Raw genomic sequence first — 26,236 nt, 5'->3', positions numbered from 1 at the left:
GTTAAGGCCCGACCAGGTCTTCCAGTTCCTGGGCGCGGGCCTGGGTCATGTCCAGCACGCAGCCGGAGCCGTTGACCTGATCGATGGTGCCGCCGGTGGCGCTGCCGGCAAAGGCGCAGTTGGCGTCACGGTATTTGATCCACAGGCGCTGCAGGTCCTGCAATTGGTCCCTGCGGTTGCCTTCCTGGGCGGCCAGCGCAGTCTTGTAAGCCTTGTTCAGTCGGGCGTCCTGCACCTTGGCCTCCTTGACGTTGCAACCAACCATCTCGGCCGTGGTGTTGGCGCCGTCCATGCATTTTTTCAACGCCGGGTTATCGGCGGCGGCGGCAGTGCCGCACACGGCAAGAAGCAGGGCGCCGGCGGCAAGTGTCGTGCGAATCATCTGTGTTTTCCTGGCATCGATGGGTATGCAGTGTATGACTCAAGCGCGCTGTTTGAGTTTCCAACCTTCTGCGAACGTCATGTAAGAACGCTCCTTGAATTTTCATAAAGAAGCGTTGGGCATATCCCTTCGCGACAGCGCTTATCCGTGCGCGAAAATTACTTTCATGAAGTTTGAAAAAGCTCCTCGGTAATGATTTATGAGTTTCACAACCTATTCGACGTGACCCTTTCCGAGGAGTACCGCATGGCCGCATCACCGGGCTTCGGGCTGTTGGCATACGCTGCCATCGCCATCATCGCTTTGATCGTGCTGATCGCACGTTACCGACTCAACCCGTTTATCGTCATCACCCTGGTGTCCATTGGCCTGGCGCTGATGGCCGGGATGCCGGCGGACACCATCATGGGCTCCTACGAAGCCGGGGTTGGCAAGACCCTGGGGCACATCGCCCTGGTCGTGGCGCTGGGCACCATGCTTGGCAAGATGATGGCCGAGTCCGGTGGCGCGGAGCAGGTGGCGCGTACGTTGATCAACCGTTTCGGCGAACGCAACGCCCACTGGGCGATGGTCTGCATCGCGTTTCTGGTGGGGCTGCCGCTGTTCTTCGAGGTGGGCTTTGTCTTGCTGGTGCCGATCGCCTTTACCGTGGCGCGGCGCGTGGGCGTGTCGATCCTGATGGTCGGCCTGCCGATGGTGGCCGGCCTGTCGGTGGTGCATGCGTTGGTACCGCCGCACCCGGCGGCGATGATGGCGGTGCTGGCGTACAACGCCTCGGTCGGGCAGACCGTGCTGTATGCGATCCTGATCGGTATTCCTACAGCGATCATCGCCGGCCCGGTCTACGCCAGGTTCATCGTGCCGCGTATCCACCTGCCGGCGCAAAACCCGCTGGAACGCCAGTTCATCGAGCGCGAACCCCGGACCCGTCTGCCAAGCTTCGCGCTGACCATGGCCACCCTTCTGCTGCCGGTGGTGCTGATGATGATCGGCGGCTGGGCCAATGTGATTTCCACGCCGGGGACCGGTTTCAACCAATTCCTGTTATTCATCGGCAACTCGGTAATCGCGTTGCTGGTGGCGACCCTGGTGAGCTTCTGGACCTTGGGGCTGGCCCAGGGCTTCAACCGCGAGTCGATCCTCAAGTTCACCAATGAATGCCTGGCGCCTACGGCGAGCATCACCCTGCTGGTAGGTGCCGGCGGCGGCTTGAATCGCATCCTGGTGGATGCCGGTGTCACCCACGAAATTCTCGGCCTGGCCAACGCGTTTCAGCTATCGCCGCTGGTGATGGGCTGGCTGTTCGCCGCGCTGATGCGTATCGCCACGGGCTCGGCCACGGTGGCGATGACCACCGCGTCCGGTGTGGTCGCGCCGGTCGCCCTGGGGATGGGTTATCCACACCCTGAATTGCTGGTACTGGCGACCGGTGCGGGTTCGGTGATCTTTTCCCACGTCAACGACGGCGGCTTCTGGCTGATCAAGGAATACTTCAATATGACGGTGATCCAGACCTTCAAGACCTGGACCGTGCTGGAAACCCTGATTTCGGTGGTTGCCTTCGGCCTCACTTACGGTCTGTCCCTTGTTTTATGAGCCGTTTCTTGTGACCCGGAGCCCCCATGGACATCCTCTACCAGATCCGCGCCCGCCAGGATTCCTTCAGCGCCGGCGAAGGGCGCATCGCCAAACTGATGCTCGGTGACGTGAGCTTTGCCGCGTCGGCCAGTCTGGAAGCGCTGTCGCAACGGGCCGAGGTCAGCACCGCCACCTTGTCGCGGTTTGCCCGCAGTGTCGGTTGCCGCGATTTGCGTGACCTGCGCCTGCAACTGGCCCAGGCCAGCGGGGTGGGCAGCCGCTTCCTGGACCCGGCGGGGCTGCCGGAACAGTCGGCGTTTCATCGGCAGATTCTCGGCGATATCGAAGCGACGTTGCGCCAGCACCTGTCGGGCTTCAATCAGCACAGCTTTGCCGACGCCGTCAGCCTGCTCGGCAAGGCACGCATGATTCATGCGTTTGGCATGGGCGGCCCGTCGAGCCTGTGCAGCGATGAACTGCAGGTGCGCCTGGTGCGCCTGGGCTATCCGATTGCGGCCTGCCATGACCCGGTGATGATGCGCGTGACCGCGGCGACCCTGGGGCCGGAACAGGCGCTGATTGTCTGCTCGCTGACGGGCCTTACCCCTGAGCTGCTGGATGTGGTGACGCTGGCGCGCAACTACGGCGCGCGCATCATCGCCATCACCCTGGCGGATTCGCCCCTGGCCGGGTTGGCGGATGTGCTGCTGCCGCTGCAACCGGCTGAAACCAGCTTTATCTACAAACCCACGGCTGCGCGTTACGGCATGTTGCTGGCCATCGACCTGCTGGCCACCGAGCTGGCGCTGGCCATGCCTGACGCCAACCAGGAACGCCTGCGCCGCATCAAGCTGGCCCTGGACGATTATCGCGGCGGCCCCGACAGCCTGCCGCTTGGAGACTGAGATGAAATACGACACGCTGATTCGCCAGGCGCTGATCATTGATGGCAGCAACACCCCTGGGTACCTCGCGGATGTGGGCGTGCGCAATGGGCGTATCGAGACCATCGGCGACCTGTCCACGGCGGTGGCGGAACAGGTGGTCGACGCCGCTGGCCGTGTGTTGGCGCCGGGCTTTATCGATGTGCACACCCACGACGACACGGTGGTGATTCGCCATCCGCAGATGCTGCCCAAGCTCAGCCAGGGCGTGACCACGGTGATTGTCGGCAACTGCGGCATCAGTGCGTCGCCGGTGAGCCTGCGCGGCGATCCGCCGGACCCGATGAACCTGCTGGGCACGCGTGAGGCCTTCGCTTACCCGCGTTTTGCCGATTACCGTGCGGCGGTCGAGGGTGCGCATCCGGCGGTGAACGTCGCGGCACTGATTGGCCACACCGCGTTGCGCAGCAACCATATGGACGATCTGCATCGCATTGCGTGTGCAGACGAAATCGCGGCCATGCGGGTGCAGCTGCAGGAAAGCCTGCAAGCCGGCGCCCTGGGTTTATCCACAGGCCTGGCCTACGCCAGCGCCTTCAACGCAGAGACCGATGAGGTGCTGCAACTGAGCGAAGAACTGACGGCGTATGGCGCGGTGTACACCACCCACTTGCGCAGTGAATTCGAGCCGGTCCTGGACGCAATGGACGAGGCCTTTCTGATCGGCCGGCATGCCAGGGCGCCCGTGATTATTTCCCACCTCAAGTGCGCGGGTGCGGGTAACTGGGGGCGCAGCCCGCAGCTGTTGGCGTCGCTGGAAGCCGCGGCGAAAACCCATCCGGTAGGGTGTGATTGCTATCCCTACGCGGCCAGTTCTTCGACCCTGGACCTCAAGCAGGTCACCGATGCGTTTCGCATTACCATCACCTGGTCCACGCCGCAGCCTGACATGGGCGGGCGTGACCTGCAGGACATTGCCGGCGAGTGGGGCGTTTCGCTGATGGACGCCGCCCGCCGCCTGCAACCGGCGGGGGCGGTGTACTACGGAATGGATGAAGAGGACGTGCGACGTATCCTCGCGCATCCGCTGTCGATGGTGGGCTCCGACGGTTTGCCCGAAGACCCGTTCCCTCACCCACGGTTATGGGGTGCGTTTCCGCGGGTGCTGGGACATTTCAGTCGTGATGTCGGCTTGTTCCCGTTGCACACGGCGGTGCACAAGATGACCGGGCTCTCGGCAGCGCGCTTCGGCCTCACTGAACGTGGGCAAATTCGTGAAGGGCACTGGGCCGACCTGGTGTTGTTCGATCCGCTGCGTGTGAGAGACGTGGCGGATTTCAAAGAGCCACAGCGAGCAGCCGAAGGGATTGATGGCGTGTGGGTCAACGGGGTGCTCAGCTACGCTCAAGGGCGGGCCTGTGGAGCGCGATCCGGCGTGTTCCTGGCCCGTTCGGGTGATTTGCGCGAAGGCTTTGCTGATAGGTCAGCAATATGAAGTGTGTAGTTATATTGCTTTAATTGGATAATTGGCCTTCATGAATAAAGTGTTCGTCGGCCATTAATGTTTAGTCGTATTTGGTTGTTTGTGGTTACACGTGGTCGATTGTGCTGAATGAAAATATCCTTATGATTTGGGGCGTTTCTCCAGAGCGGTATATATTTACCTTTTGGACAGTGTCTTCAACTTCAATTTAATCTTTTACGTGGTGCGCATGCCCTGTGTATTGACCGATAGATATTAATTGTGTCTCGTTGTTGAGCTGAGTAAGCGCTTTCCAAATCATTGTAAGGAATATCTCATGCATAGCCCGGTCAGTGCTGTTTTGAATCGTCCCAAGGCACCAGAAATTGCAGATAAGCAGGCGATGGTGCAGGGTATTGTGTCTGCTCATATCGAAGCGAATAAACTTTTTACTTCTGATTCCGGCGCTGGCCTGCCTGATCCTCATCAATGGGTTAAGTCCTGGATACAGGATAATGTCGAGTTACGAACGGGTAAGCGTATCGACCCTGATAAAGTCTGGCTGCATCAGTTCTTTCCTGCCCAGACCACCCCGTCTAAAAACACTATTACACAGTACGAGCACCGTGGCAGGCCCGAAAGGTCGATGACATTGACCGAGGCGGTAACCAGCAATTTTTTTGCGGCCGAGCAATATGGTGTATCCGGGAAAGTACAGACAGCGGCGCACTTCGCTTCTTCGAACGTGAGCCCGACGACAATCTTTCATAGTGAGAGTGTCTCGGATTTTTTCAGCAGGCTGGGGAAGTTGATTATTGATCGTACCGGCCCGGGGTACATCTATTCAAAGATCACTGAGGATGTTCCCGCTGCCAGGGAAAGCTGGCGGGACCTCGACTCGGCTTATGGCATTTACATGGATGGGCCGCAAGCGGGGGTGTACAACAAGGACAATGAATTGCCCTTGAAACCTTCGCAAATGCTGGCGATGGTACGTAATGCCGACTTGCAGAAGCAGGTGTCGAATTCATTCGATGCATTCTGGTTGAAGCATTTCACGGATTGGCAAGGAATGGCCAAGGCCAAGTTCATCAGTGAGGCCCGGCTGGCGAGGGAGGCCCACCGCTCGGACCCCGCCCAGGGTCTTTCGGAAGATGACTACCGCTTACTCATGGAGGTGGGGGCTCCCAACATTGGTCTTGACGAGGAGCCGACACTGACCCAGTTGCGCACGCGGGCACCTTACTATGGATCGTCCAGTTTGTTGCGCCTGGACATCAATGGCTATAACGCCACCGACATCTATCGGTTCGTACGCCGCAATGGCGAAGAAATTTTGTACATCCCCGGCGAGAAGCCGTCCTTGCTCAAGTTCATGAACCTGACAGAACTTAATCAGTGGGTGGTGGCGCAGGGTAAAGACCCCATTAAGGCCGCAGCGCTCGCACAACACTTTTCGCTTGCCGATCGTCAGCAGGGTATTTTTGGGGCGCTGAGTGTCAACGGTGTGGACAGTGCCCTGAAAAAGCTCGGCACCGGTGAGATGGCGGCCGATTTGAGCCATATCAACGCCAATAACCAACGTGTGGATGATGATCTATTTGCCTTTATGGCTAAACAGACACAAGCCCGGATTAGCTCGGATATTGATACCGAAATCAAATCCAATGCTGAGGTCACTCAGGATGATGCCCTGGGTTTCGTACAATCGGCCAACGCGGTTTTTTCCATTCCCTTGGCATTGCTCGGACCTATAGGTTTAGGCATCGGTGCCGTGGCCTTTGGCACGCAGGTGGGGCTGGAAGTCGAAAATGCGGTAGACGGCGATACCCAGCAAGAACGCCAGAGCGGGCTCCATGCATCGCTATTCGACCTGGCAACCATGGCGTTGGTGCACGCAGCGGGCAAAAGTGCGTTGCCTAAAGCCGCCCAAGAGCCAGTGCCAGGGACACCGGCGCCTTCATTGCAACGTGTCAATGGGCAGGTGGGTTACCTGGCGGGCCCCACGAAACCCTTTCAGTTTTCAACGCCGCGCCCGATCAACCCTTTGTATGATCACGCTTTAGACACGTATTTATCACCGAGAACCCCGACGTCGCCCTGGACAGAGTCGAACGATTTGGCCAGTGAGTCCATGGAGGCTTCAGAACCTGCGAATTCTGCAGAGGCAACGTTGGTTCCCGGCTCCTCGAGCGGTTCCGACGCTGGCGATTCAATGGACTCTTCACCGGCCTCCAACGCAACGTCCAGCGCGCAATATTCGCCGTACAACGATGCGCATGTCTTGAAAGAGAACCTCTTCAAAGACAAGGTTACCCTGCCTTCCGGCGGTTATTTCAATAGTCGGGGAATGATCGAAAGAACCGATATACCAAAATTGTACCGCGCGGAGAGTACCGAGAGGGTGGAGCGGCGTGGTAGCCCGGTGACCTATGGGTTCAACGATTCCAACTTCTTCGACGGCGTAGAGAAAATGATGGATGGCGATGTGCTCATCACCTCTCGTTCCAAAGAGGCTGCCATGGAGTACGGTCGGACCCAGTTCAATGGGAAGTACAAACTATACGAAATCGACACATCGCAAATACCTGCGGTTTCGCTGGTTGAGAACGTTGAGCACAACCCGCAATTCTTTGAAGCGCGGGAGGGCAAGGAACCGGGTGAAATTGATGAGCTGCGTAGCAATGGAGACTTGAACATGTTCGGACAGGGTGCCTATGGGTTCGACGAGGTTCACCTGGCTCATGATCGTGCTCTTCAGGGGCGGATAACGGAGTTGTGGACGCGATAGCAGGGCGGCATAGTGGCGGGATGAAAAAGGAGGAAGATAAATGTCCCTGGGAAACGTTACCCCCATTCTGAGGATTTTCGACGAGGCCAAGGCACTGGAGTTCTACGTCGACTTCCTGGGGTTCAAGGTCGATTGGCAGCATCGCTTCGAGGCCAATTTTCCGTTGTACCTGCAGGTGTCGTTGGGACAGTGCGTGCTGCATTTGTCCGAGCACCATGGCGATGCGTCACCGGGCGCAGCAGTGCGGATTCAGGCGCAAGGGGTGGACGCGTACCAGCAGCAATTGCAGGCCAAGGATTACCGTTATGCCAAGCCTGGCGTTGAAGAAACACCCTGGGGCTCGCGGGAGATGAGTATCAAGGACCCGTTTGGCAATCGGCTGGTGTTTGTCGAAGAGGGGAAGGATTAACGGATTGATAGCAGCCCCGGTCAGTGACCGGGGCTGCATCTGTGGTGAGCTTGCAGTTGGCTACACCCGGAAATGGCTGACCATCTGCTGCAACTGGCTTCCCAGGCGCGCCAGTTCCACGCTCGACTTGGCCGTCTCGTCACTCGCCGTGGCGGTCTGCTCAGACACATCGCGCACGTTCACAATGCTGCGGCTGATCTCTTCGGCCACGGCGCTCTGTTGCTCGGCGGCAGCAGCGATCTGCTGGTTCATCGACTGGATGTTCGACACCGTGCGGGTGATGTTTTCCAGCGATACGCCAGCCTTGCGCGTCAGCTCGACGCTGCTGTCGGTGAGGCTGCGGCTGTTGTTCATCACGTTGGCCACTTGCTGAGTACCGTTCTGCAAACCGGCCACCAGGCCTTCGATTTCCTCGGTGGACTTCTGCGTACGCTGGGCCAGGCCACGCACTTCGTCGGCGACCACGGCGAACCCACGCCCGGCTTCACCGGCGCGCGCCGCTTCAATCGCGGCGTTGAGGGCCAGCAGGTTGGTCTGTTCGGCCACGGCCTTGATCACATCCATCACGCTGCCGATCTTGTTGCTCTCTTGTTGCAGGTGCGCCATGGCGTCGGTGGAGCGTGCCACTTCAGCGGCCAGGCGTTCGATCTGGGCGATGGCTTCGGCCACCACTTTGTCGCCTGCACGGGCCTGCCCATCGGCATCGGCTGCAGCCAGGGAAGCCTGTTCGGCATTGCGCGCCACTTCCTGCACGGTGGCGGTCATTTCATGCATCGCCGTAGCGACCTGATCGGTCTCGATCTTCTGGCTGTTGACGCCGGCGCTGGTCTGCTCGGTAACGGCTGACAGCTCCTCGGCCGCGCTGGCGATCTGGGTCACGCCATCACGGATCCCGCTGATCAGCTCGCGCAAGGTGGTGCCCATGCGCTGGATGCCTTGTTGCAGCACACCCAGCTCATCACGGCGGGTGACCTGGATGTTATGGCTCAGGTCCCCGGAGGCAATGCGTTCAACCACGGCCAGGGTTTCTTGCAGCGGACGGGTGATCTGGCGCGTGATCACCAGCGCCGCGATGATGCCGACCAACAGGGCGAGCAAGGTGCTGATCAATTGCAGGCTGCGGGCCTGGGCGCTTTCGGCATCGCGACGTTCCAGCTGGATGTCGTACAGCTTGTCGCTGATGGTGACGATATCGGTGCCTTGGGTGGTCATTTCGGCGCGTGCGGTCACGATGTTGGCGTTGGCGGCCTTGTAGCTCTGTACGGCGCTGCGATAGGCGCCGAGTGCAGTTTCCAGCGACGCCAGTGCGGTTTGCTGGCTGCTGCCGAACACCGCGTTGAGGTTTTTCAACCCGGCGATGGCTTTCTCGATTTGCGCAGCGGCGCGGGCTTCGGTCTCTGCACTGACGTTGTTGGTGTAACCGCGCACTTCATAGCGCGCCAGCAGGAATTCTTCCTTGGCATTGGTCACGGCCTGGAACTGTGCGAAACGCTCCGGGCTTTCCGGCATCTGCTCCACGCTGGTGTCCAGGGCATTGATTTGTGCGTTGGCGATATCGGCCTTGTCGCCCATGACCTGGCGCGCGGCGTTGCCGTTGCGATAGGCCTCGCGCATTTTGTTCAGGGACTGCTGATACGCCGTAATGACAGCTTTCTGTTCGTTGAGCAGCTTGAGGTTTTCCGGGCTCTTGAAGCTGTCCAGCAGTTTCTGTTGCTGGGCGGCGAAAGCGTCAAGGCTGGTCTGTACGTTCTGCGCCACGGCTTCATCGCCGTTGGCCAGCATGTATTGCAGGCGCACGATGCGCAGCTTGGTCAGCGAGGCGTTGAGCTGGGTGATGTCGCTCATCCAGTTGCTGCGGTCGATCAGGCTGCCCAGGCTGTTCCAGCCGGTGAGCGCCAGGATCGAGGTGAGGACAAGCACCAGGCCGAAGCCCAGGCCCAGTTTGAGGTTGACGCTGATGTTGCCGAACCAGCTGTTCATCGAATGCTCCGCAAGAATGATGTCGGTTTGCTGGACGGTGTTGTTGTTGGGGCCAGCCAAAGTGTGTAGCGCTGTATCGGCGGCAGGGCGTGAATCTGAAATGCTTTTATTACCGGTGCGACGAAGGGCGCGCCGGCGCAGTGCGCGGATGGGAAGGTGGGCTCATCACGGGTCGGACTTGTGTGCTAGTCTGCGGGCCCTTTTAGTTTTGGATGGCGCGGAAAATCGCGTTGTCCTACAGCGGAGCCTCTTCATGTCCGAAGTTAATCTGTCCACCGACGAAACCCGCGTCAGCTACGGTATCGGCCGTCAGTTGGGCGACCAACTGCGTGACAACCCACCACCGGGCGTTAGCCTGGACGCGATCCTGGCTGGCCTGACCGACGCGTTCGGCGGTAAGCCAAGCCGTGTGGACCAAGAGCAAATGGCTGCCAGCTTCAAGGTGATCCGCGAAGTCATGCAGGCTGAAGCGGCCGCCAAGGCTGAAGCCGCTGCGGGCGCGGGCCTTGCATTCCTGGCCGAAAACGCCAAGCGTGATGGCATCACCACCCTGGCTTCCGGCCTGCAATTTGAAGTGCTGACCGCCGGTGATGGCGCCAAGCCGACCCGTGAAGATCAAGTGCGCACCCACTACCACGGCACACTGATCGACGGCACAGTATTCGACAGCTCCTACGAGCGCGGCCAGCCTGCAGAATTCCCGGTTGGCGGCGTAATCGCCGGCTGGACCGAAGCCCTGCAACTGATGAATGCCGGCAGCAAATGGCGCCTGTACGTGCCGAGCGAACTGGCTTACGGCGCTCAAGGCGTTGGCAGCATCCCGCCGCACAGCGTTCTGGTATTCGACGTCGAGCTGCTCGACGTTCTGTAAGACCTGCTGTTGATCACCTGTAGGAGCGAGCTTGCTCGCGAAAAACGTTACCGATGACGCGGGCACCCAGGATGAACGCGTCGTTTATACGGTCATCGTGAGCAAGCTCGCTCCTACAGTGTGTTGCAGGGCGGTTCATGGGTGGAACTTGCCACTGAGTTCCGTCGCCGGGCGCAACGCCCTGGCGTAGCAGAACAGAAACAGATTGCGCACCACCTCCTTCAACACGCCGGGTTCGCTTGAGCTCAGCCCATTGACGTCCAAGTCGCCCTGGTCCTGCAGCTCATTGAGCGCTTCCTCTTCCAGCACAGCACAGACTTCGCCGGTTTCCCGATGCAGGATCCGCAGGTAGGGGTGTGGACGGTCCAGCCAGGCGTCTATCAAATAAGTCATGGTCGTTCTCCTTGATGGGTTTCAATGAGAATAATTCTTATTCACAGAATAGCAAGTGCCTATTGGCGGTTTCCGGTATTTTCTGAGTGACGATTGCGATGGGTCAATCAAGAGGGCGAAACGCCATCCCACGCCGGGCGTGGGATGGAATGCAGCAGGATCAGACCTTACGCACGAACTCGGACTTGAGTTTCATCGGGCCGATGCCATCAATCTTGCAATCGATATCGTGGTCGCCGTCGCACAGGCGGATGTTCTTGACCTTGGTGCCGACCTTGACCACCAGCGAAGTACCCTTGACCTTGAGGTCCTTGATCACGGTGATGGTGTCGCCGTCCTGCAGGACGTTGCCCACGGAGTCTTTCTTCACGGTTTCATCGCTGGCCACGTCAGCCTCGCCATTGGCGGACCACTCATGGGCGCATTCCGGGCAGACCAGTTGGGCCCCGTCTTCGTAGGTGTATTCGGAATTGCATTTCGGGCAGGGTGGCAACGTGCTCACTAAAGCTCCTTGAGAGTCAGGATGGCTAAAAGTCGCACATTATATAGGGGTTTGTGGTCTCGCAGGTTGTTTGAAATCCAAATGTGGGAGGGGGCTTGCCCCCGATGGCGGTGCAGCAGCCAACTTATCCATTGGCTGACACTCTGCTATCGGGAGCAAGCCCCCTCCCACATTGTCCTGCGGCGCTGGTGCTTTAGTGCGTACGGGCGACCGCGAACTCGCTCAGCTCCACCAGGGCATCCCGGTATTCGCTGGCGGGCAGGGCTTCCAGGCACTTGATCGCACGGGCCACGTAATCACGCGCCAGTTGTGCGGTGTACTCCAGGGAACCGGAGGCTTCGACGGCGGCGCGGATGGCCTCCAGGTCTTCGATGCCGCCTTTCTGGATCGCCTTGCGCACCAGGGCAGCCTGTTCCGGCGTGCCTTCGCGCATGGTGTAGATCAGCGGCAAGGTCGGCTTGCCCTCGGCCAGGTCGTCACCAACGTTCTTGCCCAGGGTCTCGGCGTCGCCACGGTAGTCGAGCAGGTCGTCCACCAGCTGGAACGCCACGCCCAGGTGGTCGCCAAAGGTGCGCAGGGCTTCGGCCTGTTCGGCGTTTGCCCCACACAATGCGGCGGCGCTGTGGGTGGAGGCTTCGAAGAGCATCGCAGTCTTGCCGCGAATCACTTCCATGTAGGTTTCTTCGGTGGTGCTGGCGTCGCGCACCTTGGACAGCTGCAACACTTCGCCTTCGGCGATGATGCGCGTGGCCTGTGACAGAATCTTCATCACCGGCATCGAGCCCAGCTCGACCATCATTTCAAACGAGCGCGAGTACAGGAAGTCGCCCACCAGCACACTCGGGGCGTTGCCCCACATGGCGTTGGCGGTTTCGCGGCCACGGCGCATGCCCGACATGTCGACCACGTCGTCGTGCAGCAGGGTGGCGGTGTGCAGGAATTCGATGGTGGCAGCCAGCAGGCGCAGGTCATCGCCTTCGCGTCCCAGGGCCTTGCCACACAGCAACACCAATAAAGGACGCAGGCGTTTGCCACCGGCCGACGTAATGTAGTCGCCAATTTTGGAGACCAGCGGCACTTTAGACGTCAGCTGCTGCTTGATGATGCCGTCGACGGCGGTAAAATCGTCCGCGACCGCGCGGTAGAAAGCTTGGGGTTGCATCAGCGACAGTCGCTCCAGAAGGGTTGCGCGGCATGCTAGGACCCACGCCCCTGGGTGTCAAGGCGCGATGGACGGCCCCTTGCAACACTTCTGTTGCTTGCGTACAATCGCGCACCCTGAACTTCCTGGGCAGCACCTGCCTTACGCAATTGCATTCGGGACGTCCATCCCATGCAGCCATGCCAGCCAATACCTCTTCTTATAAAGAGCTGGGTGAGCAGGATTATCGGAGAAATACCATGTCGTACGCAGTAATTGTTACTGGTGGCAAGCAATACAAGGTCGCCCCAGGTGAATACCTGAAGATCGAAAAACTGGAACTCGCTACTGGCGACTCCGTTACTTTTGATCGCGTTCTGTTGGTCGCCAATGGCGATGACGTGAACATCGGCGCTCCAGTTGTTGCTGGCGCTACCGTTGTGGCTGAAGTGATCTCCCAAGGTCGTCACGATAAAGTCCGCATCATCAAGTTCCGTCGTCGTAAGCACCACATGAAGCGTATGGGCCACCGCCAGTGGTACACCGAGATCAAAATCACCGGTATTCAGGCTTAATTTCAGCCTAATTCCTCACTAGGAGAATTGACTCATGGCACACAAAAAAGCTGGTGGTAGTACCCGTAACGGTCGCGACTCAGAAGCCAAACGCCTTGGCGTGAAGATGTATGGCGGCCAGAAAATCATTCCGGGCAACATCATCGTGCGTCAGCGCGGCACCCAATTCCACGCCGGTTACGGTGTTGGCATGGGTAAAGATCACACCCTCTTCGCTAAAATCGAAGGCGTGATCAAGTTCGAAGTAAAGGGCGCGTTCAACCGCCGTTACGTGAGCGTTGTCGCAGCTTAATTGCGAGATCGCTGGAAAAGCCCTGTCTTGCGACGGGGCTTTTTCGTTTGTGGAGTGAGTCTCTTGCAAAGCTGTTTGTCATGGGCGAGGGCAGCAGGATTTGCGGTCGTTGCTTGAGGTCGCTGCGCTCATTTTTGCAAGAGTCTTATGTCTTGGTTTCTTAAGCTCGTCCGTGCGGCGAGAGGCGTTTTGTTATGAAGTTTGTTGATGAAGTTTCCATCCGAGTAAAAGCAGGCGACGGCGGTAACGGTTGCATGAGTTTCCGTCGCGAAAAATTCATCGAAAACGGTGGCCCAAACGGCGGTGACGGCGGTGACGGCGGTTCCATCTACATGATGGCCGACGAAAACCTCAACACCCTGGTCGACTACCGTTACACCCGGCACTTCGATGCCGAGCGTGGCTCCAACGGCGGCAGCACCGACTGCACCGGCAAGAAAGGCGAAGACCTGGTACTGCGCGTACCGGTCGGCACCACGATCATCGACTCCGCCACCCAGGAAGTGATCGGCGACCTGACCAAGGCCGGCCAGAAGCTGATGGTTGTGCAGGGCGGCTGGCACGGGCTGGGTAACACCCGCTTCAAGTCCAGTACCAACCGTGCGCCACGCCAGACCACGCCGGGCAAGCCGGGCGAGCAGCGTGACCTCAAGCTGGAAATGAAAGTACTCGCTGACGTCGGCCTGCTGGGCTTGCCGAACGCCGGTAAAAGTACCTTCATCCGCTCGGTCTCGGCCGCCAAGCCGAAAGTCGCCGACTACCCGTTCACCACCCTGGTGCCAAACCTGGGCGTGGTCAGCGTCGACCGCTGGAAAAGCTTTGTGATTGCCGACATTCCCGGCTTGATCGAAGGTGCTTCCGATGGCGCGGGCCTGGGGATTCGCTTCCTCAAGCACTTGTCGCGTACCCGTTTGCTGCTGCACCTCGTCGACATGGCGCCACTGGATGAAACCAGTGCCGCGGACGCCGCCGAAGTGATCGTCAGCGAGCTGACCAAGTTCAGCCCGGCCCTGGCCGAGCGTGATCGTTGGCTGGTGCTGAACAAGTGCGACCAGATCCTTGAGGAAGAGCACGAAGAGCGCGTCAAGGAAATCGTCGATCGCCTGGAGTGGGAAGGTCCGGTCTACGTGATCTCGGCCATTGCCAAAGAAGGCACCGAGCGCCTGACCCGCGACATCATGCGCTACCTCGAAGACCGCGCCGACCGCTTGGCGGCCGACCCGGTATTCAAGGCAGAACTGGCCGAGCTCGACCAGCAGATCGAAGACGAAGCCCGCGCCCAGCTGCAGGCCCTGGACGACCAGCGTGCCCTGCGCCGCAGCGGCGTGAAGTCGGTCCATGACATCGGCGACGATGACTGGGACGAAGAAGACGTGGATGATGAAGACGGTCCGGAAATCATTTACGTGCGCGACTGATTCGTTGCGATAAACTTGAACGCCGCTCCCTGGAGCGGCGTTTTGGTATCCGGGTATAACGTTATGGGCGGCGCTGGGTCGCGCGGCCCTCACTCTAAGGTTGAAGATGATGCGGAGCAAAGTGACAGGCGCGCAGCGCTGGGTCGTAAAGATCGGCAGCGCATTGCTGACGGCGGATGGCAAGGGTCTGGATCGCGCAGCCATGAGCGTCTGGGTCGAGCAGATGGTGGCCTTGCATGAGGCCGGTGTCGAGTTGGTGCTGGTCTCCTCCGGGGCCGTGGCCGCCGGGATGAGCCGCCTCGGCTGGACCGCGCGACCCAGCGCGATGCACGAGCTGCAAGCCGCCGCCGCCATCGGCCAGATGGGCCTGGTGCAAGCCTGGGAATCGAGCTTTGCCGAGCACGGCCGCCACACGGCGCAGATCCTGCTGACCCACGACGACCTGTCCGACCGCAAGCGCTACCTCAACGCCCGCAGCACCTTGCGTGCGCTGGTGGAGCTCAAGGTCATCCCGGTGATCAACGAGAACGACACCGTGGTCACCGACGAAATCCGTTTCGGCGACAACGACACCCTGGCCGCGCTGGTGGCCAACCTGGTGGAGGCCGACCTGCTGGTGATCCTCACCGATCGCGACGGCATGTTCGACGCCGACCCGCGCAACAACCCCGACGCCCAGATGATCTACGAAGCACGCGCGGATGACCCGGCGCTGGATGCCGTGGCCGGCAGTGTCGGTGGCGCATTGGGCCGTGGCGGCATGCAGACCAAGTTGCGCGCCGCGCGCCTGGCTGCGCGTTCCGGTGCCCATACCATCATCGTCGGCGGGCGCCTGGAGCGCGTGTTGGACCGTCTCAAGGCCGGAGAGCGCATCGGCACGCTGCTGTCGCCGGAGCGCGGCATGCTCGCGGCACGCAAGCAGTGGCTGGCCGGGCACCTGCAAACCCGTGGCACGCTGGTGCTCGACGCGGGTGCTGTGTCGGCGTTGTCCCAGGGCAACAAGAGCTTGCTGCCGGTGGGTGTCAAGTTGGTGCAAGGCAGCTTCCGTCGCGGCGAGATGGTGGTGTGCGTGGCGCCGGATGGTCGTGAGATCGCCCGCGGCCTGGCCAACTACAGTGCGCTTGAGGCGCAGAAAATCATCGGGCAGTCGTCTGACGCGATTGTCGGTCTATTGGGTTATATGGCCGAACCGGAACTGGTTCACCGCGACAACCTGATCCTGGTTTAACCAAAGGAATACACGATGCGCATCATGAAGGGATTGCTCGGCCTGTTACTGGCCATGCCACTGCTGGCCTCGGCCGAAGAGATCGGCCAGGTCTCGACAGTGTTCAAGTTTGTCGGGCCCAACGACCGGATCGTGGTCGAAGCCTTCGATGACCCCAAGGTCGACGGCGTGACGTGTTACCTGTCGCGCGCCAAGACCGGCGGCGTGAAAGGCGGCCTGGGCCTGGCCGAAGACCGCGCCGAAGCCTCGATTGCCTGCCGCCAGGTTGGCCCGATCCACTTCAAGGGCGAACTCAAGGACGGCGACGAAGTGTTCAAGGAGCGCACTTCGTTGGTATTCAAGACCATGCAGGTGGTACGTTTCCTCGACAAGAAGCGTAATACGCTGGTGTACCTGGTCTACAGCGACCGCCTGATCGAAGGCAGCCCACAGAACGCAGTGACGGCGATTCCGATTTTGCCCTGGCCAACAGCGCAATAACCGGCGGGCGAGTTTTTCAATCGGCATCTATGATTGAAAGCTTGTGGTCTGTAATCTCGAACCGTTGCAATGCGAAGAACATGGGATATCTGGAGTTTGTCATGAGTGCTTTCCACGACCTGAAACTCAAAGCGTTGGACGGGCAAGAGCTACCGCTGGCCCCTTACAAGGGGCAAGTGGTGCTGGTGGTCAACGTGGCCTCCAAATGCGGCCTGACCCCGCAATACGGGGCGTTGGAAAACCTCTACCAGCAGTATAAAGGCCAGGGTTTTACCGTGCTGGGCCTGCCATGCAACCAGTTTGCGGGCCAGGAGCCGGGCACCGAGCAGGAGATCAGCGAGTTCTGCAGCCTGAACTACGGCGTGACCTTCCCGTTGGGCAGCAAGCTTGAGGTGAACGGGCCGGACCGTCACCAGCTATACCGCCTGCTGGCGGGCGAGGGCGCCGAATTTCCCGGGGATATTACCTGGAACTTCGAAAAATTCCTGCTCGGCAAGGACGGTCGCGTGTTGGCGCGCTTTTCGCCACGTACCCCACCGGAAGATCCTTTGATCATCCAGGCCATCGAAAAAGCCCTGAGCTAACCCTGTTTCCTGTAGGAGCGAGCTCGCTCGCGAAAATCGCCAACGATAACGCGTGTACTCTGGATATACGCGGCGTCCCCAGGCTCTTCGCGAGCAAGCTCGCTCCTACGGGTATTCGGTGGCTTTTATCGCCTTAATCACTCAGATCAATAGTGCTATCCAGCAGGCCGGGGCGCCCATATTATCCACATCATAAATCCGTCTGATGTGGAGTGCTCCCATGCCTGTTCAAGCGTTATTCAAACCATTCCAGCTCGGTGCACTGCAGCTGTCGACTCGCGTGGTCATGGCGCCCATGACGCGCTCGTTCTCACCGGGCGGCGTACCCAACTCCAAAGTGATCGAGTACTACCGCCGTCGCGCCGCCGCCGGCGTCGGACTGATCATCACCGAAGGCACCGTGGTCGGCCATCAGGCCTCCAACGGCTACCCTAACGTTCCGCATTTTTATGGCGAAGCGGCATTGGCCGGCTGGAAGAAAGTGGTCGATGCGGTCCACGCCGAAGGCGGCAAGATTGTTCCGCAGCTGTGGCATGTGGGCAGCGTGCGCCGTATCGGTACCGAACCGGACGCCAGCGTGCCGGCCTATGGTCCGATGGAAAAGCTCAAGGATGGCAATGTGGTCGTCCACGGCATGACCACCCAGGACATCAAGGACGTGATCAACGCCTTCGCCCAGGCGGCCAAGGATGCCCAGCGCATTGGCATGGACGGTGTGGAGATCCACGGCGCCCACGGCTACCTGGTGGATCAGTTCTTCTGGGAAGGCAGCAACCAGCGTACCGACGAGTACGGCGGCAGCCTGGCCAACCGCTCACGTTTCGCTATCGAACTGATCCAGGCTACCCGCGCTGCCGTCGGCCCGGATTTTCCGATCATCCTGCGATTTTCCCAGTGGAAGCAACAGGACTACACCGCGCGCCTGGTGCAAACGCCCGAGGCATTGGGCGAATTCCTCAAGCCGCTGTCCGACGCCGGTGTGGATATTTTCCACTGTTCCACGCGCCGGTTCTGGGAGCCGGAATTCGAAGGTTCCGACCTCAACCTGGCCGGCTGGACCCGCCAGCTGACCGGTAAGCCGACGATCACCGTGGGCAGCGTCGGCCTGGACGGCGAATTCCTGCAGTTCATGGTCAACACCGACAAAGTTGCCCAGCCAGCAAGCCTGGAAAAACTGCTGGAGCGCTTGAATAACGACGAGTTCGATCTGGTCGCCGTGGGCCGTGCGTTGCTGGTGGATCCCGATTGGGCGGTGAAGGTGCGTGAGGGTCGGGAGGCTGACATCCTGCCCTTCAGTCGTGAAGCGTTGACGAGCCTGGTATAAAAATGCGGAACTCCCCGTGAACATCACGGGGAGCTGGCCTGCTGAATCAGTACTCCACTCCCTTCCTCAACTCCCGGCTGCGATCAGTCCTGTGCCCGTCCTTACGGGGCGACTGGTCGTAGGTTGCAGGCTCAGCTCTGGACTTATCCAGTATCTGTTGTTGGCGCATCCACTCTGCCGTCGGCATGTTGACCCCGTTGCGTACACCCATTCCATAAATTGCCATGTCTTCGTATCTCCATTGATGTGAAGGCCCTGCCCGTGGTGGGTGGCAGGTATCAATGGTTGGCAATTGGCTGTAAGACGTTCCCTGTTTAAATATCGAGTAATCCTTTCCTGATCTTCAGCCCCACGCTCAACGCACGCAGGTCTGTGACGGTATGACTGGCTGTTCTGCGCACGCCCCTCGCAGTTGGTTTTCGAATTGCTCGATGATCGCCGGCCACCCCTGGCGACTGGCATGCTGCCGCGCATTCAGGCGCGCCCGGCGCAGCGTCTCGCGCTCTTCCAGCAGCCACACGGCTGCATCGCAAAACGCGTTTTCATCCCCCGGCATCGCCAGCACGCCGTTGTAGCCGTGGCGAATATGCTGGGAAGCGGCCGCCTGATCGTAGGCCACCACACCCAGGCCGGAAGCCATGGCCTCAAGCACCACATTGCCAAACGTCTCGGTCAGGCTGGGAAACACAAACAGATCGCCCGAGGCGTAATGCCGTGCCAGTGCTTCACCGCGCTGGGTGCCGCAGAACACCGCGTCCGGCAGATCGCGCTGCAACAGGCTGCGCTGCGGCCCATCGCCGACAATCACCAGCTTGAGCCGCTGCGATGGGTAAGTGCTCTGCAACGCATCGAAACAGCGTTTGAGCAGCCCGAGGTTTTTCTCTTGGGCGAGGCGTCCTACGTGCAGCACTGCAAGATCGCCGCCCTCCAGGCCCCAGCTTTCGCGCAGGGCGTCGTCGCGTTTCGCCGGGTGGAACAGTTGGCTATCGACCCCCCGCGACAGCATCCCGAGACGCTCGAAGTGCCGGCGCTCCAGCTCCAGGCGCTGACTCGCGCTGGGCACCAGCGTCAACGTCGACCGGTTATGAAACCAGCGCAGGTAGTGGGTGACCAGGCGACTTAACAGACTCAAACCGTACTGGTTCGAATACTGTTGAAAGTTGGTGTGAAAGCCGCTGACCACGCTGATGCCCAAGCGTCGCGCCGCGCGCAGCGCCGACAAGCCCAACGGCCCCTCGGTGGCGATGTATAAAACATCCGGGCGTTGGCGGGTCCAGCGTCGCAGCAGTTTGTGCATCGACGATTGGCCCCATTGCAGCCCCGGATACCCCGGCAACGGCCAGCCTCGGCACAGCAGCAACCCATCGTCACTCGGTCGGCTCTGGTCGACACCTTGGCGCGGGCGCACCAGTTCGATCTGGTGGCCGCGTGCGCGCAAGCCGTCGCACAGGCGGCCAAGGGTATTGGCCACCCCGTTGATTTCCGGCGGGAAGGTTTCGGTGATCAGGGTGATGTGGAGCGAAGCTGTCGTCATGACCCACAGTGTCGCTGTGGGCCATGTCTTCATTGTGTCAACGGGATGATGGATTTATGACCGGGCCACCTGTTGCCCCGCCATCGCCTCCGCACCTTGTTCGCGCACCCAGAACAGCGTGGCCCCGGCGACTGCCGCCGGCATCATCAGCAGGTTGACCACCGGCACCAGCAGCACCAGGTAAACGATGCCGCCAAAACTCATGCTCTGCCAGCGCTTCTGGCGCAGCCAGGCGAGCATTTCGTTCCAGCCCAGCTTGTGGTTGTCGGCCGGGTAGTCGATGTACTGGATCGCCATCATCCACACGCCGAACAGTAGCCACAATGGCGCGGCGATCAGGTTGACCACTGGAATGAACGACAGGATGAACAGGCCGATGGCCCGCGGCAGGAAGTAGCCCAGCTTGCGCATTTCCCGGGCCAGCGTGCGCGGGATCATCGCTATCAGCTCGCCCCAACTGAACGGCGGGAAGTCGTCGGTGCCGCGCACCACGACCTCGACTTTCTCGGCGAGAAAACCATTGAAGGGTGCCGCGATGATATTGGCGAGCATGGTGAAGGTAAAAAACACCATCAACACCACCAGCACCACGAATAAGGGCCACAGCAGGTAATTCAAGAAGCTCAGCCAACTGGGCAGCGTGGGCATCAGGTGGTCGACCCACAGGCTGAATTGATGCCCGGCAAAGTAGATCAAACCGAAAAACAGCACCAGGTTAATTGCCAGCGGTAGCAGTACGAACAGGCGCAGGCCGGGGCTCAGCACCAGTTTGAGGCCTTCACGCAGGTATTGCGGGCCGGAAAGAACGGGGGCAGGCATGGAAGACTCCGAGCAGAAGGGCGAACGCGCCGACCTTACCGGCTTTGCCGTGACGGTGAAAGTGGCGACATCAGCAGTAACACCTAAGTGAGCGAGCAGGTCGATCAAACCGGTCGACTGCATAGAGACCACCTATGAGCTGGATTGTTATTGCGTATTTCCTTAATCTTGCCCCCCTCTATACGCTGCACCCATCATTTTCAGGATCCGCGAGTTCAAGCCTTCCCCAAGTGCTTCGCGGTCCTTTTTTATTCCAGCCGTCCTGTTGTGCGGGCGGTCGATAGGAGTGAGTCATGTCTGATACCCGTCATTCGCGAGTGATTATTCTCGGTTCCGGCCCTGCCGGTTACAGCGCTGCCGTCTACGCTGCCCGGGCCAACCTCAAGCCGCTGCTGATTACCGGCATGCAGGCGGGCGGTCAGTTGACCACCACCACTGAAGTCGACAACTGGCCGGGCGATGTCCACGGCCTGACCGGCCCGGTGCTGATGGAGCGTATGAAAGAACACGCCGAACGCTTTGAAACCGAGATTGTGTTTGACCACATCAACAAGGTCGACTTCTCCAAGAAGCCTTACAGCCTGACCGGCGACAGTGGCGTGTACACCTGTGACGCGCTGATCATCGCCACCGGCGCCAGCGCCCGTTACCTGGGCTTGCCATCGGAAGAGGCGTTCATGGGCAAGGGTGTTTCCGCCTGCGCGACCTGCGACGGTTTCTTCTATCGCAACAAGCCAGTGGCTGTGGTCGGTGGCGGCAACACCGCCGTGGAAGAAGCGCTGTACCTGGCCAACATCGCCAGCACCGTGACCCTGGTGCATCGCCGCGAAACCTTCCGTGCCGAGAAGATCCTGATCGACAAGCTGCACGCCCGTGTCGCTGAAGGCAAGATCATCCTCAAGCTCAACGCCACGCTGGACGAAGTCCTGGGTGACAACATGGGCGTGACCGGTGCCCGCCTGAAGAACAACGACGGCAGCTTCGACGAGCTGAAAGTCGACGGCGTATTCATCGCCATCGGCCACACGCCGAACACTTCGCTGTTCGAGGGTGTGCTGGAAGCCAAAGATGGTTACCTGGTGGTGCAGGGCGGCCGTGAAGGCAATGCCACTGCCACCAACATCGAAGGCATCTTCGCTGCCGGTGACGTGGCTGACCACGTCTACCGCCAGGCCATCACCTCGGCCGGCGCCGGTTGCATGGCGGCCCTGGACGCCGAGCGTTACCTCGATGGGTTGAAAGACGCTTCGTTCTAACTCGTTGAAATAAAAAAAACCGGCCGCGAGGCCGGTTTTTTTGTGTCTGTACTTTAAATGTGGGAGGGGGCTTGCCCCCGATTGCGGTGGTTCAGTACCCAATGTACTGACTGACACATCGCTATCGGGGGCAAGCCCCCTCCCACATGTTGATCTGTGTCTGACTCAGGATTTACGGGTCAGGGGTTGGGCGGTGAATGTCACGCCGGCCAGGCCGTGTGTGATCAGCGCACGGATATTGCCATGGTCGCTGCCTTGCGGCGTTGCCACCACCGAGCGGTAATGCTCACCGAACGCCAGCAACGCTTCCTGATCGCTTAAGCCCTCCAACAGCGCCAACCCAAGGGTCTTGCACGAGCCTTCGTTCTGGCCGGCGGCGTTTTCGACGTCGCCGTTGGTGAAGGCTTGCGGCTGGTAATCGTAACCGGCTGCGACGAAGGCCAAGGTATCGGCAAACGCGTGGTTACCGCTGTTGAGGCTGGCGCGCAGGGTGTTCAGGTCAGTCATGGGTTTTTCCTTTGGCAAACGCCGCTTGCTGGTCGGCGCTGGCTTCTTTCTGGTATTGAGCTTTCCACTCGGCGTACGGCATGCCGTACACCACTTCACGGGCGTCATCGAGGCTCAGGTCGATCTGGCGCTCATCGGCTTCGGCCTTGTACCACTTGGACAGGCAGTTGCGGCAGAAGCCGGCCAGGTTCATCAGGTCGATGTTCTGCACATCCTTGCGGCTGTCCAGGTGGGCTACCAGCCGGCGAAAGGCGGCGGCTTCGAGTTCGAGGCGTTGTTGGTCGTTCATGGAATCTCTCCGAGACAGCTTCAAGCGGGTAAGCTTCAAGCTGCAAGTTGGAATGCGTGTGGCTTTTAGCTTGAAGCTTGTAACTCACGGCTTGCAGCTAACGTAATCGAAACCGACTCGGCAAAGCGCAGTGCGTGGGGCTTGTCCACCTCGACTTCGGCGTACAGCACCGATTCGTTGCTCATCACCAGGTCCAGCAGCTCCTGGGTCAGGCGCTCGAGCAAGGCAAACCGATTGCCTTCCACGTGCGCGATGATCGCCTTGGTGATGGTGCGGTAGTTCAACGCATGGTCGATGTCATTATCGCGCACGGCTTCCTGGGCGGCATACAGGATGGTCAGGTTGATCAGCACATCCTGCTTGTTGAGGATTTCGTCCTCATTGATGCCGATAAAAGTGCGCAGGCACAGGTCCTTGACCCGGATGCGCGCCATGCCTGGTTGAAGTTGTGGCATTGCTACTTGCTCCGTCCAATCAATTGCAGGAACTCCATGCGCGTGGTGTTCGACTCGCGGAACGCGCCGAGCATCACCGAGGTGTTCATGGTTGAGTTCTGTTTTTCCACACCGCGCATCATCATGCACATGTGCCTGGCTTCTATTACCACCGCCACGCCGGCGGCCTGGGTGACCTGCTGGATCGCGTCGGCGATCTGCCGCGTGAGGTTTTCCTGGATCTGCAGGCGCCTGGCGTACATGTCGACGATGCGCGCCAGCTTCGACAGGCCCAGCACCTTGCCGGTCGGAATATAGGCCACATGGGCCTTGCCGATAAAGGGCAGCAGGTGATGCTCGCACAGCGAGTACAGCTCGATGTCCTGCAGGATCACCATCTCGTCATTGTCGGAGGCGAACAGTGCGCCGTTGACGATTTCTTCCAGGTTCTGCTCGTAGCCATGACACAGGTATTGCATCGCCTTGGCGGCGCGCTTGGGCGTGTCGAGCAGGCCCTCGCGCTCAGGATCTTCACCCAGGCCCTTGAGGATTTCGCGGTAATGGTGGGGCAGGGACAAAGTCATACAACATCCTCAAAAACGGCTTACTTGATATGCCGCCCGCCGTTGACGGTCAGGGTGGTCCCGGTGACATAGGGGTTGTCCAGCAGGTAACGCACGCTCTGGTAGATCACCTCCGGCCCGGGTTCAATGCCCAGGGCCGACTTGGCCAGGACCCTGGCGCGGTAGGCCGCGTCGTCGTCCTCGTTGAACATCACCATGGCCGGCGCAATGCCGTTGACCTTGATCAACGGCGCGAACTGCGCGGCAAACGACAGCGTGAGGCTGTCGAGCCCGGCCTTGGTGGCGCAATAGGCGATGTGCTGACGGCTGCCCTTGCGCACCACGTCGTCGCTGATGTGCACGATGTCGGCTGGTGTCGAGCGTTGCAGCAGAGGTGAACAATGCAGGTTGATCAGGTACGGCGCAAGCATATGCACACTGAACATGTCGATAAAGGCGCGGCTTTCGTCGCCCGCAGTTTCCGCGACCCAGGCCGAGGCGTTGTGGATGATCGCGCGCAGCGAGTCGGTGTGTGTTTTCAGCTCGTCGATGAACGCCACAATCCCTGCTTCGCTGGAGAAGTCGGCAAACACGCCGACCGCACCGCGTTCGCGCAGCCGTTGCACACCCGCACGTTCACGGCGGTAGCTGAATATCACTGAATGCCCGTCGTCCAACAGGCGTTCGGCGCAATGCAGGCCGACACGCTGGCCGGCTCCGGTGATCAGGATCGGGGCGTTGGTTGCAGTCATGGGAAACTCGCGTCGCGGGTAGGTGCAAACTATACCAGCGACGAGTCTGCCCTGTACTCAAGCAGCCGCTTCGCTGGCCTTGCGCGGTGGCGTGGGATGCAGCCAGTTCGCCAGCAGGTGGGTCGACAGCGGAATGAAGAAGTAGACCATCAGCGGTGTGAGCGCCAAGGTGCTGACCAATACCCGGCTGAACAGGTCGAGTTCGCCGAGCAAAGGAGCCAGGCCGAAGTTGAACAGCAGCGACACCGGGAAAAACGCCAGCCAGATTGCCACCGCCTGTTTCCAGCGCGGCGGACGGGCGCCCACGGCGCCGAACCAGCCATCGATGCCGCTCACCCGATGTTCGGACGGGTCGGCGAACAGCTCGCTGCCACGGCTCAGCCAGGCACTGCGCGAGGCGGAAAATTCCCAGGCATGCAGGGTCTTCTCATCGGCGAAGCGGAAGATGATCTGGAATTCATCATCATGGGGCGGTGGTGCCAGCACCCCGGAACCCAGGTAACCGGGGAAGTCGGTGGCCAATTGCTCGCCTTCACGCAGCCAGGCCATCAGTTCTTCGTAGCGACCCTTGGCCACGCGGCGCGCGACCATCAAAGTAACGGGTGAGGTAGACATTGTGTATCTCCAGATAGACGGGTGCGCTGAACCGGGTAGGTGGCGCACTAAGAGGGGAGCCGGGTAAGGCCGCCCTCTGAAAAACAGGCAAGGATTATTCCTCTTTTGCCCAAATACACCAGAGACATTGGTCCGATAAGCACGGGTCTTGAAAAAGACAAATCTAAAAGCGTTAAATAAGGATCATTTTGCGCTGCACATTTGGTCAACAATGCCTGTGATTACTGCTCCAACTGATAGCATTTCGCGACTAACTCCAGCGGATTCAGCTCAGTTGTTTCCAATTCGGGAAGTCTCGAGATTGACAGGCGTCAACCCGGTCACCCTGCGTGCCTGGGAGCGGCGCTACGGGCTCATCCAGCCCATGCGCACCGAAAGCGGGCACCGCCTCTATTCCATGGCCGATATCGAGACCGTCAATCGTATTATTGAATGGACTGAACGCGGTGTAGCGGTGAGCAAGGTTGGCAAGATTCTGGCGCGTGACGATCAACAGCTCGAAGCGATTCGTGCCGAGCGCGGCGCTGTTGAAGACAATGAAGGGCCGCAGTGGCGGACTCGGCTGATGCAGGCCATCAGTGCATTCGATGATCGCCAGTTGGAAAGCGTGTACGGCCAGATTTTCTCTACCTACCCCTTAAGCGTTGCGTTCCAGCACATTCTGATGCCGCTGTGGAACGACTTGCTGCGCCACCAGGGCCGTTTCGGTCAGGCCAGCGAGTGGCTGTTTTACGATGCTTTTCTGTGTGTACAGACTGTCTTGCGCCTGCAGGTTGCGAGTGCGTCGACCGCCCCTCGCGTTCTGCTGACCGCCATGCCGGGAGAGTCCCACAGGTTGGAGCTATTGGTGGCGGCGCTGTTGATGAGCCGGGAGGACTTGACCGTGAAAGTGTTGGGCCTGGGCCAGCCGGTCGATGAGTTGACCCTGGTCTGCGAAAAAATCCGCCCCCAGGCACTGATCATTTTCTCCAACCACCTGCACAAGCACGACATGGCTATGCGGTTGAACCGCCTGGCGCTGACCCTGGATTGCCCGCTGCTTCTGGCAGGCGCTGCTTCAGACCTGTTGCAGACCGATCTGGACAGCACGTCCATCGGCTGCCTGGGCAGCGAAGGGCGTCAGATGCAGCACCGTTTGCAGCAGTTTCTCAGTGGCGGTCTGGATACCTGATC

At 59.9% G+C, this 26,236-nt stretch carries 27 protein-coding genes and 2 pseudogenes; 15 read left to right on the top strand and 14 right to left on the bottom strand.

Annotated elements, in window-relative coordinates:
- Position 1: 1 nt before the first annotated feature.
- The gene (locus SC318_RS22200) at positions 2-382 is read right to left on the bottom strand and encodes a lysozyme inhibitor LprI family protein (protein WP_320428470.1); all 381 of its coding nucleotides are present in this window, start codon (positions 380-382) and stop codon (positions 2-4) included.
- A gap of 246 nt (positions 383-628) precedes the next feature.
- Here SC318_RS22200 and SC318_RS22195 point away from each other — a divergent pair, with 246 nt between their 5' ends.
- The 5 genes from SC318_RS22195 (at position 629) to SC318_RS22175 (ending at position 7,506) form a co-directional block, all read left to right on the top strand.
- Positions 629-1,978, top strand: a complete 1,350-nt coding sequence (locus SC318_RS22195; protein ID WP_320428469.1) for a GntT/GntP/DsdX family permease — start codon at positions 629-631, stop codon at positions 1,976-1,978.
- A gap of 26 nt (positions 1,979-2,004) precedes the next feature.
- The gene (locus tag SC318_RS22190; RefSeq protein ID WP_320428468.1) at positions 2,005-2,865 is read left to right on the top strand and encodes a MurR/RpiR family transcriptional regulator; all 861 of its coding nucleotides are present in this window, start codon (positions 2,005-2,007) and stop codon (positions 2,863-2,865) included.
- Between the two features lies 1 nt (position 2,866).
- Positions 2,867-4,339: an N-acyl-D-amino-acid deacylase family protein gene (locus tag SC318_RS22185; RefSeq protein WP_320428467.1), complete on the top strand. Its 1,473-nt coding sequence runs from the start codon at positions 2,867-2,869 to the stop codon at positions 4,337-4,339.
- Positions 4,340-4,643: 304 nt separating this feature from the next.
- Positions 4,644-7,097: a dermonecrotic toxin domain-containing protein gene (locus SC318_RS22180; protein ID WP_320428466.1), complete on the top strand. Its 2,454-nt coding sequence runs from the start codon at positions 4,644-4,646 to the stop codon at positions 7,095-7,097.
- Positions 7,098-7,137: 40 nt separating this feature from the next.
- Positions 7,138-7,506, top strand: a complete 369-nt coding sequence (locus SC318_RS22175; protein WP_320428465.1) for a glyoxalase superfamily protein — start codon at positions 7,138-7,140, stop codon at positions 7,504-7,506.
- A 60-nt stretch (positions 7,507-7,566) separates the two neighbouring features.
- Here the strand turns inward: SC318_RS22175 and SC318_RS27150 are convergent.
- Positions 7,567-8,160 (bottom strand): annotated as a pseudogene (locus tag SC318_RS27150) (methyl-accepting chemotaxis protein); the annotation flags it as partial.
- Between the two features lie 309 nt (positions 8,161-8,469).
- Positions 8,470-9,486, bottom strand: a pseudogene (locus SC318_RS27145) (methyl-accepting chemotaxis protein); the annotation flags it as partial.
- A 253-nt stretch (positions 9,487-9,739) separates the two neighbouring features.
- Between SC318_RS27145 and SC318_RS22165 the strand changes: the two are divergent.
- Positions 9,740-10,357 carry a BamJ family beta-barrel-assembly machinery protein gene (locus tag SC318_RS22165; RefSeq protein WP_010206497.1) on the top strand — a complete coding sequence of 206 codons (618 nt, stop codon included), beginning with the start codon at positions 9,740-9,742 and terminating at the stop codon, positions 10,355-10,357.
- A 135-nt stretch (positions 10,358-10,492) separates the two neighbouring features.
- Here the strand turns inward: SC318_RS22165 and SC318_RS22160 are convergent, their stop codons facing one another.
- The 3 genes from SC318_RS22160 to SC318_RS22150 form a co-directional block, all read right to left on the bottom strand.
- Positions 10,493-10,750 carry a PA4570 family protein gene (locus tag SC318_RS22160; RefSeq protein ID WP_057724031.1) on the bottom strand — a complete coding sequence of 86 codons (258 nt, stop codon included), beginning with the start codon at positions 10,748-10,750 and terminating at the stop codon, positions 10,493-10,495.
- Between the two features lie 160 nt (positions 10,751-10,910).
- The gene (locus SC318_RS22155; RefSeq protein WP_320428463.1) at positions 10,911-11,252 is read right to left on the bottom strand and encodes a zinc ribbon domain-containing protein YjdM; all 342 of its coding nucleotides are present in this window, start codon (positions 11,250-11,252) and stop codon (positions 10,911-10,913) included.
- A gap of 193 nt (positions 11,253-11,445) precedes the next feature.
- Positions 11,446-12,414 carry a polyprenyl synthetase family protein gene (locus SC318_RS22150; RefSeq protein ID WP_320428462.1) on the bottom strand — a complete coding sequence of 323 codons (969 nt, stop codon included), beginning with the start codon at positions 12,412-12,414 and terminating at the stop codon, positions 11,446-11,448.
- A 239-nt stretch (positions 12,415-12,653) separates the two neighbouring features.
- On the opposite strand from SC318_RS22150, the gene rplU reads away from it, so the two are divergent.
- The 7 genes from rplU (at position 12,654) to SC318_RS22115 (ending at position 18,294) form a co-directional block, all read left to right on the top strand.
- Positions 12,654-12,968 (top strand): 50S ribosomal protein L21, encoded by a 315-nt coding sequence (gene rplU / locus SC318_RS22145; RefSeq protein ID WP_017847748.1) that lies wholly within the window; start codon positions 12,654-12,656, stop codon positions 12,966-12,968.
- A gap of 34 nt (positions 12,969-13,002) precedes the next feature.
- A complete protein-coding gene (gene rpmA, locus SC318_RS22140) occupies positions 13,003-13,260 on the top strand; it encodes a 50S ribosomal protein L27 (RefSeq protein WP_003176049.1) in 258 nt (85 codons plus the stop codon).
- A 194-nt stretch (positions 13,261-13,454) separates the two neighbouring features.
- Positions 13,455-14,678, top strand: a complete 1,224-nt coding sequence (gene cgtA / locus SC318_RS22135) for an Obg family GTPase CgtA (protein ID WP_003230855.1) — start codon at positions 13,455-13,457, stop codon at positions 14,676-14,678.
- A gap of 109 nt (positions 14,679-14,787) precedes the next feature.
- Positions 14,788-15,906 (top strand): glutamate 5-kinase, encoded by a 1,119-nt coding sequence (proB, locus tag SC318_RS22130; protein WP_320431279.1) that lies wholly within the window; start codon positions 14,788-14,790, stop codon positions 15,904-15,906.
- Positions 15,907-15,921: 15 nt separating this feature from the next.
- A complete protein-coding gene (locus SC318_RS22125; RefSeq protein WP_124388169.1) occupies positions 15,922-16,386 on the top strand; it encodes a CreA family protein in 465 nt (154 codons plus the stop codon).
- Positions 16,387-16,487: 101 nt separating this feature from the next.
- Positions 16,488-16,970, top strand: coding sequence for a glutathione peroxidase (locus SC318_RS22120; RefSeq protein ID WP_320428461.1), 483 nt, complete (start codon positions 16,488-16,490; stop codon positions 16,968-16,970).
- 220 nt (positions 16,971-17,190) lie between these two features.
- A complete protein-coding gene (locus tag SC318_RS22115) occupies positions 17,191-18,294 on the top strand; it encodes an NADH:flavin oxidoreductase (RefSeq protein ID WP_320428460.1) in 1,104 nt (367 codons plus the stop codon).
- Between the two features lie 355 nt (positions 18,295-18,649).
- Here the strand turns inward: SC318_RS22115 and SC318_RS22110 are convergent, their stop codons facing one another.
- Both SC318_RS22110 and cysZ read right to left on the bottom strand, forming a co-directional pair.
- Complete coding sequence (locus SC318_RS22110) at positions 18,650-19,828, bottom strand: glycosyltransferase family 4 protein (RefSeq protein ID WP_320428459.1); 1,179 nt, start codon at positions 19,826-19,828, stop codon at positions 18,650-18,652.
- Positions 19,829-19,882: 54 nt separating this feature from the next.
- Positions 19,883-20,647 carry a sulfate transporter CysZ gene (cysZ, locus tag SC318_RS22105; RefSeq protein ID WP_320428458.1) on the bottom strand — a complete coding sequence of 255 codons (765 nt, stop codon included), beginning with the start codon at positions 20,645-20,647 and terminating at the stop codon, positions 19,883-19,885.
- A 293-nt stretch (positions 20,648-20,940) separates the two neighbouring features.
- On the opposite strand from cysZ, the gene trxB reads away from it, so the two are divergent.
- Positions 20,941-21,903, top strand: a complete 963-nt coding sequence (gene trxB / locus SC318_RS22100; protein ID WP_003194076.1) for a thioredoxin-disulfide reductase — start codon at positions 20,941-20,943, stop codon at positions 21,901-21,903.
- A 165-nt stretch (positions 21,904-22,068) separates the two neighbouring features.
- Here trxB and SC318_RS22095 read toward each other — a convergent pair whose 3' ends face one another.
- The 6 genes from SC318_RS22095 to SC318_RS22070 all read right to left on the bottom strand — a co-directional run bounded on the left by SC318_RS22095 (position 22,069) and on the right by SC318_RS22070 (position 25,063).
- Complete coding sequence (locus SC318_RS22095) at positions 22,069-22,410, bottom strand: HopJ type III effector protein (RefSeq protein WP_320428457.1); 342 nt, start codon at positions 22,408-22,410, stop codon at positions 22,069-22,071.
- A complete protein-coding gene (locus SC318_RS22090) occupies positions 22,403-22,699 on the bottom strand; it encodes a DUF1244 domain-containing protein (RefSeq protein ID WP_320428456.1) in 297 nt (98 codons plus the stop codon). The genes SC318_RS22095 and SC318_RS22090 overlap by 8 nt, the downstream gene beginning before the upstream one ends.
- Positions 22,700-22,764: 65 nt before the next feature.
- Positions 22,765-23,154 (bottom strand): dihydroneopterin triphosphate 2'-epimerase, encoded by a 390-nt coding sequence (gene folX, locus SC318_RS22085; RefSeq protein WP_320428455.1) that lies wholly within the window; start codon positions 23,152-23,154, stop codon positions 22,765-22,767.
- 2 nt (positions 23,155-23,156) lie between these two features.
- Positions 23,157-23,717 (bottom strand): GTP cyclohydrolase I FolE, encoded by a 561-nt coding sequence (folE, locus tag SC318_RS22080; RefSeq protein WP_306494579.1) that lies wholly within the window; start codon positions 23,715-23,717, stop codon positions 23,157-23,159.
- A gap of 20 nt (positions 23,718-23,737) precedes the next feature.
- Positions 23,738-24,448 (bottom strand): dihydromonapterin reductase, encoded by a 711-nt coding sequence (folM, locus tag SC318_RS22075; protein ID WP_320428454.1) that lies wholly within the window; start codon positions 24,446-24,448, stop codon positions 23,738-23,740.
- 57 nt (positions 24,449-24,505) lie between these two features.
- Positions 24,506-25,063: a putative antibiotic biosynthesis monooxygenase gene (locus tag SC318_RS22070; protein ID WP_320428453.1), complete on the bottom strand. Its 558-nt coding sequence runs from the start codon at positions 25,061-25,063 to the stop codon at positions 24,506-24,508.
- A gap of 211 nt (positions 25,064-25,274) precedes the next feature.
- Between SC318_RS22070 and SC318_RS22065 the strand changes: the two genes are divergently transcribed.
- A complete protein-coding gene (locus tag SC318_RS22065; RefSeq protein ID WP_320431278.1) occupies positions 25,275-26,234 on the top strand; it encodes a MerR family transcriptional regulator in 960 nt (319 codons plus the stop codon).
- The last annotated feature ends 2 nt before the right edge of the window (positions 26,235-26,236 follow it).

Origin of the sequence: Pseudomonas sp. MUP55 (assembly GCF_034043515.1) — a bacterium.
Taxonomy (GTDB): domain Bacteria; phylum Pseudomonadota; class Gammaproteobacteria; order Pseudomonadales; family Pseudomonadaceae; genus Aquipseudomonas.
This window is presented reverse-complemented; position numbering and strand designations above follow the sequence as displayed.